Annotated in this window: 17 protein-coding genes; 7 read left to right on the top strand and 10 right to left on the bottom strand. The window is 40.7% G+C overall.

Annotated elements, in window-relative coordinates; translation table 11 throughout:
- Positions 1-59 precede the first annotated feature (59 nt).
- Positions 60-1799 carry a GNAT family N-acyltransferase gene (locus tag QNK26_RS06560; protein WP_319221673.1) on the top strand — a complete coding sequence of 580 codons (1740 nt, stop codon included), beginning with the start codon at positions 60-62 and terminating at the stop codon, positions 1797-1799.
- Positions 1800-1960: 161 nt separating this feature from the next.
- Positions 1961-2812, top strand: coding sequence for a thymidylate synthase (locus QNK26_RS06555; RefSeq protein ID WP_319221672.1), 852 nt, complete (start codon positions 1961-1963; stop codon positions 2810-2812).
- A gap of 81 nt (positions 2813-2893) precedes the next feature.
- Here the strand turns inward: QNK26_RS06555 and QNK26_RS06550 are convergent, their stop codons facing one another.
- The 3 genes from QNK26_RS06550 to rppH form a co-directional block, all read right to left on the bottom strand.
- Positions 2894-4489: a putative bifunctional diguanylate cyclase/phosphodiesterase gene (locus tag QNK26_RS06550; protein ID WP_319221671.1), complete on the bottom strand. Its 1596-nt coding sequence runs from the start codon at positions 4487-4489 to the stop codon at positions 2894-2896.
- A gap of 263 nt (positions 4490-4752) precedes the next feature.
- Positions 4753-5568 (bottom strand): prolipoprotein diacylglyceryl transferase, encoded by an 816-nt coding sequence (gene lgt / locus QNK26_RS06545; RefSeq protein ID WP_319221670.1) that lies wholly within the window; start codon positions 5566-5568, stop codon positions 4753-4755.
- Between the two features lie 255 nt (positions 5569-5823).
- On the bottom strand, positions 5824-6330 hold the full coding sequence (gene rppH, locus QNK26_RS06540) for an RNA pyrophosphohydrolase (RefSeq protein ID WP_319221669.1): 507 nt from the start codon (positions 6328-6330) through the stop codon (positions 5824-5826).
- Positions 6331-6951: 621 nt separating this feature from the next.
- Here rppH and mutH point away from each other — a divergent pair.
- Positions 6952-7629: a DNA mismatch repair endonuclease MutH gene (gene mutH / locus QNK26_RS06535; protein ID WP_319221668.1), complete on the top strand. Its 678-nt coding sequence runs from the start codon at positions 6952-6954 to the stop codon at positions 7627-7629.
- Positions 7630-7728: 99 nt separating this feature from the next.
- Here mutH and rplS read toward each other — a convergent pair whose 3' ends face one another.
- The 5 genes from rplS to ffh form a co-directional block, all read right to left on the bottom strand.
- Positions 7729-8088 (bottom strand): 50S ribosomal protein L19, encoded by a 360-nt coding sequence (rplS, locus tag QNK26_RS06530; RefSeq protein ID WP_211684562.1) that lies wholly within the window; start codon positions 8086-8088, stop codon positions 7729-7731.
- Between the two features lie 30 nt (positions 8089-8118).
- The gene (gene trmD / locus QNK26_RS06525; protein WP_319221667.1) at positions 8119-8865 is read right to left on the bottom strand and encodes a tRNA (guanosine(37)-N1)-methyltransferase TrmD; all 747 of its coding nucleotides are present in this window, start codon (positions 8863-8865) and stop codon (positions 8119-8121) included.
- Between the two features lie 24 nt (positions 8866-8889).
- Positions 8890-9417, bottom strand: coding sequence for a ribosome maturation factor RimM (rimM, locus tag QNK26_RS06520; RefSeq protein ID WP_019442329.1), 528 nt, complete (start codon positions 9415-9417; stop codon positions 8890-8892).
- A 23-nt stretch (positions 9418-9440) separates the two neighbouring features.
- Positions 9441-9689: a 30S ribosomal protein S16 gene (gene rpsP / locus QNK26_RS06515; RefSeq protein ID WP_006033748.1), complete on the bottom strand. Its 249-nt coding sequence runs from the start codon at positions 9687-9689 to the stop codon at positions 9441-9443.
- A 309-nt stretch (positions 9690-9998) separates the two neighbouring features.
- Complete coding sequence (ffh, locus tag QNK26_RS06510; RefSeq protein ID WP_319221660.1) at positions 9999-11399, bottom strand: signal recognition particle protein; 1401 nt, start codon at positions 11397-11399, stop codon at positions 9999-10001.
- 217 nt (positions 11400-11616) lie between these two features.
- Between ffh and QNK26_RS06505 the strand changes: the two genes are divergently transcribed.
- Both QNK26_RS06505 and QNK26_RS06500 read left to right on the top strand, forming a co-directional pair.
- Entirely contained in the window at positions 11617-12408 is a 792-nt protein-coding gene (locus QNK26_RS06505) for an inner membrane protein YpjD (RefSeq protein ID WP_319221658.1), read from the top strand.
- A 77-nt stretch (positions 12409-12485) separates the two neighbouring features.
- Positions 12486-13778: an HlyC/CorC family transporter gene (locus QNK26_RS06500; protein ID WP_319221657.1), complete on the top strand. Its 1293-nt coding sequence runs from the start codon at positions 12486-12488 to the stop codon at positions 13776-13778.
- Between the two features lie 99 nt (positions 13779-13877).
- Here QNK26_RS06500 and QNK26_RS06495 read toward each other — a convergent pair whose 3' ends face one another.
- Together QNK26_RS06495 and QNK26_RS06490 are read right to left on the bottom strand one after the other, a co-directional pair.
- Positions 13878-14162, bottom strand: coding sequence for an HU family DNA-binding protein (locus tag QNK26_RS06495; RefSeq protein WP_211684557.1), 285 nt, complete (start codon positions 14160-14162; stop codon positions 13878-13880).
- Between the two features lie 255 nt (positions 14163-14417).
- On the bottom strand, positions 14418-15002 hold the full coding sequence (locus QNK26_RS06490) for a YjaG family protein (protein ID WP_319221656.1): 585 nt from the start codon (positions 15000-15002) through the stop codon (positions 14418-14420).
- Positions 15003-15535: 533 nt separating this feature from the next.
- Here QNK26_RS06490 and traF point away from each other — a divergent pair.
- Both traF and QNK26_RS06480 read left to right on the top strand, forming a co-directional pair.
- Positions 15536-16840 (top strand): conjugal transfer protein TraF, encoded by a 1305-nt coding sequence (gene traF, locus QNK26_RS06485; RefSeq protein ID WP_319221655.1) that lies wholly within the window; start codon positions 15536-15538, stop codon positions 16838-16840.
- 171 nt (positions 16841-17011) lie between these two features.
- Positions 17012-17620, top strand: coding sequence for a PepSY domain-containing protein (locus QNK26_RS06480; RefSeq protein ID WP_319221654.1), 609 nt, complete (start codon positions 17012-17014; stop codon positions 17618-17620).
- The last annotated feature ends 57 nt before the right edge of the window (positions 17621-17677 follow it).

Genomic DNA, 17677 nt, shown 5'->3' with positions numbered 1-17677 from the left:
TAAAAATGTCATCTCAGGCTTCTATGATAAAACCAACAATAATCTAAAGGATAAAGATTATGCTCAATGTAGAAACGGAAATGAACCAACGTTACCCTGACTTTTTTCAAAAAAAAAGCACCCGTCTTATCGCTAAGCCTATGCTGGCGATACTCAGATTACTGTTCCACGAACGTGAATTACGCCAATTTGGTGAAACCTATGCCCACCTCACTGGTATCGAATTTATCGAACAAGTATTCGAACATTTTAGTTTTAGCTATTCAGTACGTTCTAATGAACTAGAACGCATTCCGGCAACTGGCAAGGCAGTGATCATCGCCAATCACCCAATAGGCACACTCGATGGTATGGCACTACTGAAAATGGTCAGTAAGATCCGCCCCGATGTTAAAGTCGTTGCCAATGATATGCTGATGATTATCAAGCCGCTAAGCGATTACTTTTTACCGGTTGATAATATGAATGGCGGTACCGTAAGCGAGCGCTTACACGCAATCAAAGCGCACCTCAAGGATGAGGGGGTCATCATCATGTTCCCGGCAGGTGAAGTATCGCGTATTAGCCCACAGGGCGTGAAAGACGGTAAATGGCGTAATGGTTTTTTACGTATTGCCAGCAGTATCCAGGCCCCTATCATCCCCATTTATATTAACGCTAAAAACTCACTGCTTTTCTATAGTTTATCGATGTTATCCAAACCAATATCGACCTTGTGGTTGATCCGTGAAATGTTTAAGCATGCCCATAACTCGGTATCGATTCGCATTGGTGAACAGATTAACTATCAAACCTATCAATCACTCGATTTACCCATTAATACCAAAACAGCCCTTTTCCGTAAGCATTTATACCGCTTAAGCAAAGATAAACCGTCTATTTTCAATACTCAGTCCGCCATTGCGCATCCAGAGAACAAAGCTTTGTTACGCAGCGAGATACATGCCTGTCAGCAAATAAATGCAAGTCGAGACGGTAAACAAATTTACTGCTATCGTCATCAAAGCAACTCCAGCATCATGCGTGAAATAGGCCGTTTACGAGAAGAATCGTTCCGATTAGTCGGAGAAGGCACTGGCGAGCGCCGAGATGTGGATATCTACGATAATTCCTATGTACATATTTTACTGTGGGATGACAGCACACTGGAGTTAATCGGTGCGTATCGGTTGATCGAAACCAATAATATTAATTTAGCCAATGTCCAACAACAGCTCTACAGCGCGACGTTATTTGATTATCACACTGCGATGACACCTTACCTTGCATCCGGTATTGAGTTGGGGCGCAGCTTTATTCAGCCAAAATACTGGGGCAGCCGCTGTCTTGAATATCTGTGGCAAGGGATTATGGAATACATTCTTCAGCACAGTAGTTGCCGTTATCTGTTTGGCACTGTGAGTATCAGCAACAGTTACTCGCAACCAGCAAAAGAACTACTGGTTTATTACTATGCCCATTTTTACGGTAATTCGAACAATGTAGCCAGTGCAACCATGCCATTTCGCCTATCAGAGCAAACCAACTTACGCCTAAGCGATTTATTCGCTGGCTGTGAGGCAGAAGAAGGCTTCTCAGTGTTAAAGGCGCAACTCAGTCATATGGGCTTTAGCGTGCCAACTTTATTTAAACAATATACTAAGTTGTGCAAAACCGGAGGTGTACAGATCTTTGATTTCAATATTGACCCAAGCTTCAATCACTGCATTGATGGTTTAATCGTATTAGACCTGACCCAATTTACAGACAAGAACAAAAAGCGTTTTAACGCGCAACTACTGCAACTCGAACATGCTTAGCCGCCACTGTTAAAACACGATTATCGCTGCGAGTAACTCAGCAATAATCGCTACTATTCGCTACATTCTTATTTGTAACATCAACTGATCTATGTAAAGATCCTGCCCATGCAAATAATGCACAATAATTAATGTATAACAATAAAAGTGGGTAGTAGTCGATGAAACAGTATCTTGATTTATGTACACGAATAGTGGAACAAGGTGTATGGGTTGAAAATGAACGTACTGGAAAGCGCTGTTTAACCGTAATCAATGCTGATCTCACTTATGATGTCGCGAACAATGAATTTCCATTAGTCACCACACGAAAAAGCTTTTGGAAATCAGCCATTGCCGAGATCATTGGTTACATCCGAGGGTATGACAATGCCGCTGATTTTCGTGCGTTAGGCACCAAAACTTGGGATGCCAATGCCAATGACAATCCGGTTTGGTTAGCAAGCCCACACCGTAAAGGTGAAGATGACATGGGTTATGTGTATGGCGCATGTGCACGTAATTGGGTAAAACCACAAGGCGGTACCGTCGATTTATTACGTCAAATTATTGATGACTTAAGCAAGGGTATTGATAACCGTGGCGAGATCTTAACCTTCTTCAACCCGGGTGCATTTGAACTGGGTTGTTTACGCCCTTGCATGTACAGTCACCACTTTTCACTACTCGGTGATACGTTATACCTAAACAGTACACAGCGTTCGTGTGACGTGCCGCTAGGGCTAAATTTCAATATGGTACAAGTACACGTATTGTTAGCATTGGTTGCACAAATAACTGGCCATAAAGCAGGCCAGGCATACCATAAAATTGTTAACGCACATATTTATGAAGACCAACTGGAGTTGATGCGTGACGTACAGTTAAAACGCGAACCACTCGCGCTACCAAAATTACACATAAACCCAAAAATTAAGACCCTAGAAGACTTAGAAACGTGGGTAACTATGGCTGATTTTGAAGTGACCGATTATCAACACCATGATGCGATTAAGTATCCATTCTCGGTATAGTACTTATAACAAGTAATCCGAAAATAGAGAGGGCGTTGGCTGATAAAGCTAACGCCCTCTTTCACTTTTAATAACCACTTACTATTCCTGCAATGTCACTTTCCAACCTTGCTGTTCACAGTAAGGAAACACTAACGCAAGTGGTAGCGGTTTACAGTAATAATAACCTTGTAAGTAATCACACTTCAATAGCGCCAATTCGGCCGCGATGGCTTTGGTCTCGACACCTTCTGCAACCACACTACAACCAAGGTTTTGTGCTAAAAATACGATTGAACGGACAATAGCATTATTGGTATTACCGTTATGCATTGCCATCACAAATGAACGATCAATCTTAATTTGATTAATCGGCAGCTCTCTTAAAATAGACAGTGACGAAAAGCCAGTACCAAAGTCATCCAAGCTGATGCGAAATCCCTGATGGGAGAGCTGAGAAAGGATCTCGCGGGTTTTCGCTACGTCAGCCATAATTGCCGTTTCAGTGACCTCTAAAACCAATTGTGCTGGAGATAACCGCCCCTCGCGAACCAAGCTTGCCAGTCGGGTAGAAAAGCCATCATCTTGTAGATCGCGAGCGGATAAATTAATGTGGATACACGCATCGATATCTTGCTGAGCAAAGTGCGCTAAATGCTGGGTAATATTATCTAACACCCATAGCGTCACTTGACGGATCGTGCCATTTTGCTCAGCCAATGGAATAAACTGATCCGGTGGAATAAAACTACCATCTGCTTGCGGCCAACGTAACAAGGCTTCAAAATGATGTACCTTAGTCGTTTGTAATTTTATCAACGGTTGGTAATACAACTGAAATTGATTTTCTATTAATGCAAGGTTTAATTTACTCGATATAGCCAGACGGGCTTTGGCATCATGGTCTAAGGTGTCGTTGTATAGTCGATAAGGCACCAGCCGCTTTTTCGATTCATACATTGCCGTATCCGCTTTCTGTAATAATGGCGCAATAGTCCGACTATGAGAGGGGAATAGACTGACGCCAGTACTTATACATACATTAAAGTTATAGCTATTAATATTAAATGGGGTAATTAATGCTTTATCTACAATCGCCACTAACTGACTAATTTCTGAGTGCTCAATCGCATCAAGCAGCAAGACAAACTCATCGCCCCCTACACGCGAAAAAAAACAATCCTCGGGTAATACCGCTGACAGTCTGTTCGATAATTTAATCAGCAGTTGGTCGCCATAATAATGTCCGACCACATCATTGATTTGCTTAAAATCATTTAAATCTAATACAAATACCGAGAAAGGCGCTGCGGCAACGACTTTCGCAGACAGCGACTCCATTAAATGTAAACGATTAGGTAAGCCCGTTAATGAATCATGTAAGGCATTATGGCGCTCCTGTTGCGCAACACGACGCAGTTCCTCGATGCTAGCAAGACTAAAATTAATCACCATAAAGACAAAAATACTACCACCAAATAAAATGCTCGATAGGCAAATTTCAACAATAGAAACTGTCGAAATAGTGGTGAGGTAATAAAGAAAAGCACAGTAACCAAAAAAGAAGAATATGATTAATAACAACAGTAACAGCCAGCCTACACTGCGCTCTTGTTTATAAATTTTAATGGCCGGTTTAAAGCTGGTCGATAAAAAAATCAATCCAAACGCAACTAAAAAAATAGAGGGAACATTCATATTTCAGTATGACTCATGGCTAAGCGAGTAGCTTGTCGAATTCGCTTGTTGTTATTAACAGCGTATAATTAGGTAGGCAAGTAACAGAGTAAACATAACATCAGGTTGAGACGTAAACCCAATACTACTTAGCCGTTTCATCTATTAATTTATTTTACCGGTGGTAAGTATAACCGGCAACACCAGTTCAAAAATGATAATTACATCGATAAGATACCAATACCTAAGCATAGCATTGGTATCTCAGTTTGTTTAACACAATACTATTTATCGGTTTTAGCACTAAATAACGTCGGTTTTTTATACGCAATAAACATAATTAACGCACCGAGGAAGATCATTGGCGTTGATAAAATTTGCCCCATACTAATTAAGTCAAAATAAAGCCCTAACTGTGAATCAGGTTGGCGGAAGTACTCAGCCACAAAACGGAAAATACCGTAACCAAATAAGAACAGACCTGAAATAGCGCCAACAGGACGCGGTTTGCGGGCAAATATTTGTAAAATAACAAGTAGTAATACCCCTTCCATTGCAAACTGATACAACTGACTCGGGTGACGTGGTAAATCACCACCGGTTGGGAAGATCATCGCCCAAGGCACATCCGTCACGCGTCCCCACAGTTCGCCATTGATAAAATTACCAATACGGCCAGCCGCTAAACCAAATGGCACCATAGGAGCAATAAAATCGGCAATGACAAAAAATGAACGTTGGGTCTTACGACCAAAATAAGCAAATGCTAATAACACACCAATCAGACCGCCGTGGAATGACATGCCACCGTCGGTGATACGGAATAAGTACATAGGATCATCAAGGAATAAACCAAAATTATAGAACAGCACGTAACCGATCCGACCACCGAGGATAACACCGAGGAAACCATAAAATAATAAATCACCAACTTCTTCTTTATCCCACTTACTTCCCGGTTTAGCTGCTTGACGATTACCCATCCAATTAGCAAATAAAAAACCAAGTAAATACATCAACCCATACCAATACACATTGATAGGACCAAGGCTGATCGCAATAGGATCAATTTCTGGATATTGTAGATATGTCTGCGACATCGTTGCGTTCCTGAGTAAAAGAAAGAGCTCGCCTATGCTAAGGCAGTAAAGTTAAAACACACCTTACACCAAATGCCAGTCACAACAAAGCCACTGCAGTAATAGAATCGGTAAAATAAGGTAAATGAAACCAAAGTATTAGAGGGTGTTCAACAAGCTAAAATAACAAGAATAGAGGTATTCTTCTGAAGTGGTGAATAAGTAATGCCTTTGTATTGAATCATAGATAATTCAATACGCAGGCATTATTTAGCATTAACGTCGTTTACGTTTGATGTCTTTGCGTAAAAAAGGTAATGCCACGGGTGCAAACTCTTTCATTACACGACGATAAACGTCTTTTTTAAACGATACCACCTGACGTACGGGATACCAATAACTGACCCAACGCCAATCATCAAATTCCGGATGCCCTGTGCGTTTAAAGTCGATCTGACTGTCATCCGCTTCCAGACGCAGTAAAAACCATTTTTGCTTTTGTCCAATGCAGACTGGTTTACTATCCCATCTGACTAATCGCTTTGGTAATTTATATTTCAACCATGTTTTAGAAGTGGCTAGAATCGAAACATGATTCGCTTTGAGTCCAACTTCTTCATACAGTTCTCGATACATTGCTTGCTCTGCAGACTCTCCATTATCTACACCACCTTGCGGAAATTGCCAAGAATGTTGCCCACAACGTTTAGCCCATAAAACTTGACCTTCACGATTACAAATTAGGATGCCTACATTAAGACGATAGCCATCGCTATCAATCACATTAGCACCTTAAGGGTAGAACTTAGTTAACTTGATTGTTTCATATAAATCAATAAGCAGCAAATTTACACGGCTTGTTTTACCAAAGATCCCTTTACCAAGCCAAAATAGCGTCTATTTACCAACAATAGTCGACTTAGCAGTGTCTTCCTTTAGCAGAGAGATGCTCAAACTTTAGCCCCTCAACAACTGGTCAATAAAGCATCAATATATCCATAATTATCGTCCTAATCCACAATATAAACAGTTATGCACATATCAGGTGTGGAAAAGTGACAATTCATACGAAAATTAGGGCTGCCAATGGCTATTATCGATATTTATTAACAAATAAAGCCATGCCAATGGCAAGTTATCCACTTTTTCTGTGGATAACCTTGTGCAGAGTTTCCATTATTGTCATTTAACATAATAAAATACCGCTAGAATTATTCTCCCCCTCATCAATTAGATATAAAATGCATAAAAAACAGTAACCTATTTGGGTTAACTTCAACGAAAACATCTGTGCAACATAAAAATGAGACCGACGTCTCACTTTGTATGAAAAACGACCGTTAACAGCTAGATTTAAAAATGTTATTCTGCTAGTAGAAACCTTGATATATAGAATCATTTGATATGCCAGCACTGATTAACGAACCCCATAACATCAATGAGCTTATGACTCGAGCACAAGATATTGCTGGATTCAATTTACAGCAAATAGCCACGCTACATAACCTCACCGTACCGAATGACTTGCGTAAGGAAAAAGGTTGGATCGGTCAACTCTTAGAACTTCACCTTGGCGCGACGGCAGGTAGTAAACCAATTCAAGATTTTCCCGAGCTTGGTGTTGAACTCAAAACTATTCCGATTAATGCGCAAGGCAAACCCCTTGAAACAACGTTCGTGTGCGTCGCACCACTCACCGGAAACCATGGCATCAGCTGGCAAACCTGTAACGTCGCCAACAAATTAAAACAGGTATTATGGATCCCAGTACTTGGTGAGCGTGATATTCCTGTGGCTGAGCGGATAGTTGGCTCACCATTACTCTGGCAGCCCGATGCAGTTGAGAATGCACAGTTACAAGAAGACTGGGAAGAACTAATGGATATGATCGCGCTTGGGCAAGTAGAACAGATCACTGCTCGTCACGGTAAATTTTTACAACTTCGCCCTAAGGCAGCCAACAATAAAGTGCGTACTAAGGCGTATGGCAGCGAGGGGGAGATTATTCAGGTGCGACCACGCGGTTTTTATCTTAAAAAAGCCTTTACCCATCAGTTACTCAAAAAGCACTTTAATATCTGATCGCGATAATATGAAACTGTCGTTATTTAATAGCTACCTAAAAATCAGGCAAAAAAAAGGCCCGTCAGATGACGGACCTTAAACTGCATGAAAAATGGATTACTTACGTTTACCCAATTTTTCTTTAATACGTGCAGCTTTACCAGTAAGACCACGTAGGTAGTATAGCTTAGCTTGACGAACATCGCCGTGACGCTTAACAGTGATGCTTGCTACCACTGGAGAATGTGTTTGGAATACACGTTCCACACCTTCACCGTTTGAAGTGATTTTACGTACTGTGAATGCAGAGTGCAGACCACGGTTACGTTTAGCGATAACTACGCCTTCAAAAGCCTGTAGACGTGATTTATCACCTTCAACAACTTTAACTTGAACTACAACTGTAGCACCTGGTGCAAAAGTTGGTAGATCTGTTTTCATTTGATCTTGTTCGATCTGTGCAATAATGTTGCTCATTTTCTATACCCTAGAATAAACTGAAAAACTCTACTTTAACTCGCGACTTTCGCGAACGATCTCAACAAGAATTTTTTCTTGCAGATCAGTCAGAGCTAGGTTACTTAATAAATCAGGTCGTCGTTCTAACGTTCGAGCTAAAGACTGTTTCTGTCTATATTGGCTAATTTTACTATGATTGCCACTAAGGAGAACCTTAGGAACGACCATACCATCTAACACTTCCGGACGCGTATAATGCGGACAATCTAAAAGACCGTCTGCAAACGAATCTTGCTCTGCGGATGCCTGAGTGCCTAAAACACCAGGGATCATGCGTGAGACAGCATCAATCATCGTCATTGCGGCAAGTTCACCACCAGTTAACACGAAGTCACCGATAGACCACTCTTCATCAACTTCCGATTGGATGATACGCTCATCAATACCTTCATAACGACCACAAATAAAAATCATCTTTTCATTTGTTGCCAAGTCCAGTACGCCAGCTTGATCCAATTTACGTCCTTGCGGTGAAAGATAAATAACTTTCGCCTCACCACCTGCCGCCTGTTTTGCTGCATGGATAGCATCTCGTAATGGTTGAACCATCATCAACATGCCAGGGCCACCACCATAAGGGCGATCATCGACCGTCTTATGTTTATCGTGGGCAAAATCCCTAGGGTTCCAAGTTTGGAACTTAAGCAGATCGCGTTTTATTGCTCGACCGATGACTCCTTGCTCAGTGATGGCATCAAACATCTCTGGAAAAAGGCTTATAACCCCTAACCACATACTAGCCTCCGCTGACCATGAGTCTTAAAAACTCGGATCCCAATTAACAATAATTTTTTGAGCTGTAATATCAACACTGATAATTACTTGCCCATCAAGATACGGGATTAACCGTTCTTTTTTTCCGAAGGCATCTGTTGCATTCGCTTTAATTACTAATACGTCGTTAGAACCGGTTTCCATCATATCAGTGACTTTACCTAACGTGTAACCTTTGTCTGTCTCAACAGAGCAGCCAATGATATCGCGCCAGTAATACTCATCTTCTAATTCTGGAAGTTGATCTGCGTTAATAGCAATCTCAGCACCCGTAAGGGCCTGCGCTTCTTCACGTACATCAATACCAACTAACTTAGCAACTAAACCTTTGCCATGACGTTTGCAATCTTCAATCGCCACTTCAACCCATTCGCCCTTTTGCTCGATAAGCCAAGGTGAATAGTCAAAAATCCCTTCAGGAATATCGGTAAAGGAGTTGATTTTTATCCAGCCCTTAATGCCGTAAACAGCACCAAGACGGCCAACTACCATCGGTTTGTCAGTTGAACTCACAAGATCTCCTTACCTTAAGATAATTAAGCAGCTTTAGCAGCGTCTTTGATTAACTTAGCAACTGTGTTTGAAACTGTAGCGCCTTTAGCAACCCAAGCTTCAATTTTCACGTTGTCAAGACGAACACGTTCTTCTTGACCAGCAGCCATTGGGTTAAAGAAACCTAGCTTCTCGATGAATTTACCATCACGAGCGTTACGGCTGTCTGTAACAACAACTGTATAGAAAGGTGATTTCTTAGAACCACCACGAGATAAACGAATAGTTACCATATCGTCCTCTTTATAAATTAAGTGTGTATTCCGACCTTGCACTGACAAGGTCCCATTTAGTTCAAATAGTACTCACGAATGAGACGATTCGAAGTCGCGCAATTTTACTCTTATTTTAATTAAAAGCAACCCTATTGTGTGACACGAACACTTTAGTTAGCGCTATTTATACTATAAACAATCATTATGCTGTAATTACGTCATTCAAATACAAGTTAGCGAGAATAAGCTGAAATAAAAAAGCCCTGCTATAATTGGCAGGGCTTTAGATAAAAATGACTATATAAAGAAGGAATTTAAAATGGTGGATTAACCAAACGGTCCTTTACCACCACCCATTCCTCCCATACCGCCGCCCATTCCTGGTGGCATCATACCTTTCATTTTACCCATCATTTTTTTCATGCCGCCTTTGCCCGACATTTTTTTCATCATTTTTTGCATCTGGGTAAACTGTTTAAGCAGTTTGTTCACGTCTTGGATCTGGGTACCAGAACCTGTCGCAATACGACGCTTACGTGAACCTTTGATGATTTCAGGACGCTGACGTTCAGCTGGTGTCATCGAATTAATAATCGCTTCCATACGGTTCGTTAATTTATCATCCATTTGGTCTTTAACAGCGTCAGGTACCTCGTTCATGCCAGGTAACTTATCCATCATGCCCATCATGCCGCCCATGCTTTTCATTTGCACAAGTTGGTCACGGAAATCTTCTAAATCAAAGCCTTTACCTTTCTGAACTTTTTTCGCCAGTTTTTCGGCTTTGTCTTTATCTACTTTACGTTCAACTTCTTCGATAAGTGATAGAACATCACCCATACCGAGAATACGAGACGCGATACGCTCTGGATGGAAAGGTTCCAATGCATCAATTTTTTCACCCATACCGATAAACTTAATTGGTTTACCCGTAATATGACGAATCGACAATGCTGCACCACCACGCGCATCACCATCGGCTTTGGTTAAGATGATACCTGTTAATGGCAAGCTCTCATTAAATGCCGCTGCTGTATTTGCCGCATCTTGACCTGTCATCGCATCAACAACAAACAAGGTTTCAATTGGGTTAATCGCTGCGTGTAAATCTTGAATCTCTTGCATCATGTCGGTATCGACATGTAAACGACCCGCAGTATCGACAATCACAACATCAATAAATGATTTACGTGCGTATTCAATGGCCGCATTGGCAATATCAACAGGTTTCTGTTCGATATTACTTGGGAAAAATTCAACATCAACTTCTTGCGCTAATGTTTCTAGCTGTTTGATTGCCGCTGGACGGTAAACGTCGGCACTTACAACCAATACTGATTTCTTTTCTCGTTGTTTTAAAAACAGCGCTAATTTGGCTACAGAGGTGGTTTTACCCGCACCTTGTAAACCCGCCATCATTAATACAGCTGGCGGTTGCGCAGCAAGATTCAATGTTTCGTTGGCTTCACCCATTGCCGACTCAAGTTCCGTTTGCACGATCTTGATGAAGGCTTGACCTGGGTTTAGACTCTTAGACACATCTTGGCCTAGGGCTTTTTCTTTTACGTTTTTAATAAATTCGCGTACGACTGGTAAAGCAACATCCGCTTCGAGTAACGCCATGCGCACTTCACGTAGTGTCTCTTTGACATTATCTTCAGTCAAACGACCACGGCCGCTGACGTTTTTCAGCGTTGCCGATAAGCGATCGGTTAAATTCTCAAACATGACGTTATCCGTTATAAATTAGATTAAATGCAATAATTACTGATGATTATAACCTTATTTGAGGGCAAAAATCACACACTCAAGTCATCCTAGGCATTGTTTTATAAAAAAATAATATTTTCCTTTCCAAATAATGCATTTGAATATGGCTCTATAGATACAGCAAGCGTATACTGGAGTGTATAACTACATATAAATCAACATTAAAGTGAGCCCTATGGAACTGTTTGCTCTCGGCGCTATTATCTTCTACATAGCTGCAACTTATTATTGCATTAAAGCCTTAACTGTCACGCAGCAGCCGAGTATACGTACTATCTTCATGTTAGGAGCAGGTGCAACACTTTGCCACTTATTCTGGATGGGATTTGATATTGTTACAGCAGCAGGAATTAACCTGAGCATTATCAATGTTGTTGCGCTTATCAGTTTACTGATATCGATGATCATGACGCTGTCGATTAATAAGTTTAAAATATTACCTTTATTACCTATCGTCTATGGTTTTTCAGCGATTATCATTACATTAAGCTATCTATTACCGACAATTTATATTTCCAACCTAAGCGATAACACGCCACTGGTAGTCCACATTGTAGTGATCCTTTTTGCCTATGCCGCGTTCATTGTAGCAAGCCTACTTGCGCTGCAAATGGCTTACTTAGATTATCAACTCAAGCACAAGCGTCCCATCGCTATGCACCCCGCACTACCATCATTAATGACAATAGAAAAACAACTGATAAGATTACTCAGCGTGGGTTTAGTATTATTGTCGATTGCGATACTGACCAGTTTTATATTTTTTGAAGATGCCTTTACTCATACACAGGCCCATAAGACCGTATTATCTATCTTAGCTTGGTTGTTCTATTCAGTATTACTCTGGGGACACTTTAAGCAAGGTTGGCGTAGCAATAAGATTGCATTTGGTACATTATTTGGTTCTATACTACTATCACTAGCCTACTTCGGTTCTCGTTTTGTAAAAGAGGTTCTACTCAATTAGTCCTTAACGAAACTGACAACAGACAACAGACACCTATAAATTATTATACTCACACACGCGTAATCAAAGGATAACACTTGGACGACATATCAACAGGGACCTTATTTGGCCTCCTGGCTATTTTAATCCTTATATCAGCCTATTTCTCTAGTTCAGAAACAGGCATGATGTCCCTCAATCGTTACAGGCTTAAGCACCTGGTTAAGAATAACCATACGGGTGCGAAACGTGTAGAAAAACTCCTCGATAGACCAGATCGCTTGATTGGTCTCATTTTAATTGGTAACAACCTGGTCAATATCTTGGCCTCATCTATAGCAACTATCATTGGCATGCGTTTATTTGCCGAAAACGAAGCCCTCGGTTTGGCTATTTCAACCAGCCTGTTAACGATTGTCATCCTGATTTTTGCAGAAGTAACCCCGAAAACGCTCGCTGCGCTGCATCCTGAAAAAGTAGCATTCCCAAGTTCATTTATCTTACGCCCGTTATTAACGCTATTTTATCCACTGGTATGGCTGGTTAATATCATTTCCAATGGCTTATTGCGTCTTTTCCGCATTAATGTCAATCATAATCACTCCGGCGCATTGAACTCTGAAGAGCTGCGCACAGTGGTGCATGAAGCTGGCTCGATGATCCCGCAACGTCACCAAGATATGTTGATCAGTATTCTTGATCTTGAAAAAGTGACAGTTGATGACATCATGGTACCGCGTAACGAGATCATCGCCATTGATATTAACGATGAATGGGAGATCCTGTTACGTCAATTACGTAATATCTCACACACTAAAGTATTGCTGTATCGTGACACTATTGATGACGCGGTTGGTTTTGTGCATACCCGTGATGCATTACGCCTGCTATTAAAAGAACAGTTTGATAAAACCAGTCTTTTACGTGCGGTAAAAGAGCTGTACTTCATTCCTGAATCGACGCCGCTTAACGTGCAGCTATTAAAGTTCCAACGCAAGAAAGAGCGTATCGGCTTAATTGTGGACGAGTATGGTGATATTCAGGGTCTAGTAACCCTAGAAGATATTTTAGAAGAGATTGTTGGTGACTTTACAACCACAATGGCGCCTTCTGCAAGTGAAGAGATTGAGGCTCAAGCTGACGGTAGTTATATTATTGATGGTACTGCAAACGTACGTGATATTAATAAAGAAATGAACTGGCACTTCCCTACTGACGGGCCAAAAACATTGAATGGTTTAATTTTAGAATATTTGGAAGAGATCCCAGAGGCGAATATCAGCCTTAAAATAGAAGGCCACCCACTGGAAGTATTAGAAATAGAAAACAATGTTATCCAGCGTGTACGCGTGCAACCCGCAGATGATAATAAGGCTACAACTGCACCTTAAAACCAGCGGCTATCGGTATGACCATAAATCGTAGATAATAAAAAAGCACCTGTTTAAGGTGCTTTTTTTATTAATTTTTAAATGAATAAAAATTAATGCTTATTTGTTTGCGTTTTTAACTGCATCTTTCAGTGCTTTACCAGCAACGAATGCTGGAATTGTAGCAGCAGAAATCTGAATTTCTTCACCCGTTTGTGGGTTACGGCCAGTACGTGCTGAACGTTCGCTTACTTTAAAAGTACCGAAACCAATTAGCTGTACAGCTTCTTTTTCTTTAAGGCTATCAGTGATCGCATTTAGGATCTCTTCTAGTGCTGCTTTAGCTTGTACTTTAGTTAGATCTGCTTTCGCTGCAACTGCATCGATTAATTGAGTTTTGTTCATAAGAATGTCCTTTCCACTATTCAATAACATTAAACTGTTAAACACTTTATTCAAAAAAACCTTTGACCGCAAAGGATTTATCGCTTTAATTAAGTCAATTGCTGAGAGAATAATCAACAAATGAGGTAGCGCTCACACTAATCTCACTCTATGTACAAAAAAACATCATCCCAAAGCCACTATTATTGCTCTTTTAGCTTATCACAACCGCCGTGAATACCAGTGATGACGGCTGTTTAATGATATTTCAACCCCTTAATCTAAGGTAATACCAATGTTAGAAATACCATCATTTTTGGCAAACTGGCGTATTGCTTTGATACTCTCAGCTGATTTCTGTACGGTTAATAGATCCAGTACCGCTTGTTGAAATTCGAATTCTTTTTGCATTAGTTCATCAGCAAAGATGATCGCGTCGTCAAGTTCTTCACCCGCTAGCGCCTCTAAATAACTCGCCACAGTACCAACCGATACACGTGATGCATTAATCGCTTCGTTCACGTCCGGATCTGGGCCGACTAAACTATTAAACGCGCTGTTCAAGATTACACATGCATCAAGCGCAGGGTAAACGCCATACACATCAAATTTATCTAGCTCTGGAATGATTGGTTCAAAGCGATCAAATTGAATAGCAAAGTTGATTTTACTACTTTTAACCGTTAATGATTCCCAAAATAGATCTAATGATAAACGGAATTGCTTCGCATCACCGGTTTCACAAGCTTCAGAAAATAATTTGTAGTTCGGAAAACTACGCTCGGCAAGTGCCGCAATAAAGCTCACTTTCTGCCAAGGTAATAATTTCGTTAATTGCTGTTCGTAGTTTGCTTCAAGCACAAAAATAACCTCTTATTTATTGTTTTTATTCTTTCTATAATAGCTAAATATTGCCAACTTAATGCAGATATTTACTTAAAGATAAGCGTACGAGTGATTAGCTCGAGTTGTATTGTCATGCATGACGATACTAGGAATGAAAGTATGAAACCGTCACCTCATACTTTGCTACTTAACTCCCGCCGAGTGCATACCACGCTAATATATTCATATTATAAAATTTAGTTTCTCACCGTGAGTCTAGCTATTTATACTCGCTATATTAGAGAGATACAAGACTGACCAAATCAATCTAACGAAATCGGCGGCAATTCAAACGAAAAGATCTGGATCACAGATCCATCCTTGTAATCTAGTACTTAACATCAAACTTAAGTTCATTTAATCCAATGCTACTATTTAGCCATCAAGCAACATACATCACTCACGGTTCATGACAGCGAAATACAGGGTCGATTAACGGATTAATCGGCACATTCTCACGCTAGCATTTACTTAATAAGCATGACATCGCATAAACATCAGGGATTGATATGAAACGTTTACTTATTACTGCAGCACTAACCAACGCGCTCACACCAACCGTGTTCGCTTCTCAGCTTTATTTTGATGCCCGTAATGATGCGATGGGAGGTGCAGGTGTCGCGTCTTCAGATTTTGTTACTGCCGCCTTTGTGAACCCAGCCTTATTGGGTCAAGGTAACACCGATTATATCGGAATGATCTTACCGGCTATCCCTTACAGTGATAATGGTCATACCCGTTATGCACCCACCTCTTTTGGTATTCAAACTGAAACATCCGATGCATTTTTAGGTGCCTTAGATAACGTCAAAACCACACTGGAAGCTTATGACAATAACAGCAACCCATCAACCGCGGCAGCGTATGCAAATGCACTGGGTGAGTTTGATGGCCAACGTATGGGCATCAACGCCGGCACCAGTTTTGCGATTGCATTACCCAGCAGTGCTTTATCTGTGGCTTTCTTTGGTAACTCTTATATGACCAGTGTCGCAACAGCGAAAGTGAGTCAGAATGATATTGACCTTGCCAAGAGCCAGAACTTAGATGACCTCGACAGTAAGGTGAATTTAGCCGGAGTATCGGTTTCCGACCTCGGTTTAGCATTATCAATGAACTGGGATGCTAACATTGCCAAAGTCTCGATTGGGATATCTCCAAAATACCAGCGTATCGACACTTATAGTTATGATATTTCTCTTGATGACAATGGTTTACGTAAATTTGAAGATGGCTTTCTGGACGGGCTCGATATGCAAAGTCATTTTAATTTAGATGCCGGTATTGCCCTTGATTTTTATGATATATTCCGTGTAGCTGTTAGTGGCCGTAATATGCTGAAGAAAAATCTAGAAATAGAAACCACGGCCTATAAAGGTATCAATCAAGCAGATGAAAAACTGATCTTCACATTAGCTCCCTTAGTCACAGCCGGTTTTGCATTACATCATAGCTATGCGACATTAACCGCAGAAATGGACTTAAACGATGCTATCGGCTTTGAAAGTAACAGTGAATCACGTTATGCCCGCGGTGGTGTAGAAGTTAACTTATTTAACGCTCTTCAATTACGTGCTGGTGTGCGTCATGATTTAAATGATATGCGCGACGATCTCTATACCTTAGGGTTTGGTATTTCGCCAATGGAGCTAGTGCATATTGATCTTGCCGCAACTGTCAGTAAAAATGGCGCTTACAGTGTGTACCAAGACGGTGAATTTAGCGATGGAGGCCTTAATTCAGGCAATTCAACTGGTGACGATGCTACCTATGGTATCGACGGCTTTGTATTACAAGTTTCAGCTAAATTCTAATTCATTGATATTTAAAGATGTTAAAGGCACCTTTTAGAAGGTGCTTTTTTGTAACTTGGCGACGGTAAGCAAATCGTTAATCATAACCTTTCCGTCATAATAACCATCGAAACTGGTTTTTTCATCATTAAACCGTAGAATACCTAACAACATTTCCTTTAATAGACCCTCATGAATAGCTACAAACTCCACCGCTATCTTGGTTATGCCTTAATATTACCAGTGACTCTCTGGGCGCTTACTGGGGCATTCTTTTTGATTAAACCTGGTTATAAAAATGCCTACGAGCAATTGCAAGTCACCAGCTATCCACTCACTTCAACATTACCGCTAGCGCCTCAGCCTGAGTGGCAAGCAATTGCAATAAACCGCAGTATTTTAGGCAGCCATTATCGGATTAAAGTAGCCAACAAATGGCAGCATATTAACCCTTTAGATAACCAAACGCTGTCAGAACCAAGCTCACAGAGCATCATCAACTTATTACAAGATGCGATAAAACATAATCCTGACCGCTATGGCTCAGTATTAAACTATCAAGATGGGGTCGCATTGACGGATACGAAGGTAAAGCTGATGTTTGATTGGTCTCGGTTAAGTCTACGTCAACAAGGTGCAGATAGTCGCTTCTTCAACACCATGTATGATATTCATTACCTACGCTGGACTGGCAATAAATTATTTGATCAATGGTTTGGTTATATCGGTTTAGGATTGCTGGTATTAATGGCACTAACGGGCGTGGTTATGATCAAGAAATCTGTGAATAAAGTCCAATAAATAACCCCATGAAAAAATGCATAATAAAAAGGCAGGATGTCACCAACCCTGCCTTTT

The organism is Moritella sp. (assembly GCF_033791185.1).
In the GTDB taxonomy this organism is placed as follows: domain Bacteria; phylum Pseudomonadota; class Gammaproteobacteria; order Enterobacterales; family Moritellaceae; genus Moritella.
This window is presented reverse-complemented; position numbering and strand designations above follow the sequence as displayed.

Coding starts and splice junctions, on each gene's coding strand:
- QNK26_RS06560 (WP_319221673.1), top strand. CDS start 60: ATGCTCAATGTAGAAACGGAAATGAACCAACGTTACCCTGACTTTTTT.
- QNK26_RS06495 (WP_211684557.1), bottom strand. CDS start 14,162: ATGAACAAAACTCAATTAATCGATGCAGTTGCAGCGAAAGCAGATCTA.
- QNK26_RS06550 (WP_319221671.1), bottom strand. CDS start 4,489: ATGAATGTTCCCTCTATTTTTTTAGTTGCGTTTGGATTGATTTTTTTA.
- QNK26_RS06555 (WP_319221672.1), top strand. CDS start 1,961: ATGAAACAGTATCTTGATTTATGTACACGAATAGTGGAACAAGGTGTA.
- lgt (WP_319221670.1), bottom strand. CDS start 5,568: ATGTCGCAGACATATCTACAATATCCAGAAATTGATCCTATTGCGATC.
- mutH (WP_319221668.1), top strand. CDS start 6,952: ATGCCAGCACTGATTAACGAACCCCATAACATCAATGAGCTTATGACT.
- QNK26_RS06480 (WP_319221654.1), top strand. CDS start 17,012: ATGAATAGCTACAAACTCCACCGCTATCTTGGTTATGCCTTAATATTA.
- traF (WP_319221655.1), top strand. CDS start 15,536: ATGAAACGTTTACTTATTACTGCAGCACTAACCAACGCGCTCACACCA.
- trmD (WP_319221667.1), bottom strand. CDS start 8,865: ATGTGGTTAGGGGTTATAAGCCTTTTTCCAGAGATGTTTGATGCCATC.
- QNK26_RS06505 (WP_319221658.1), top strand. CDS start 11,617: ATGGAACTGTTTGCTCTCGGCGCTATTATCTTCTACATAGCTGCAACT.
- rpsP (WP_006033748.1), bottom strand. CDS start 9,689: ATGGTAACTATTCGTTTATCTCGTGGTGGTTCTAAGAAATCACCTTTC.
- rplS (WP_211684562.1), bottom strand. CDS start 8,088: ATGAGCAACATTATTGCACAGATCGAACAAGATCAAATGAAAACAGAT.
- ffh (WP_319221660.1), bottom strand. CDS start 11,399: ATGTTTGAGAATTTAACCGATCGCTTATCGGCAACGCTGAAAAACGTC.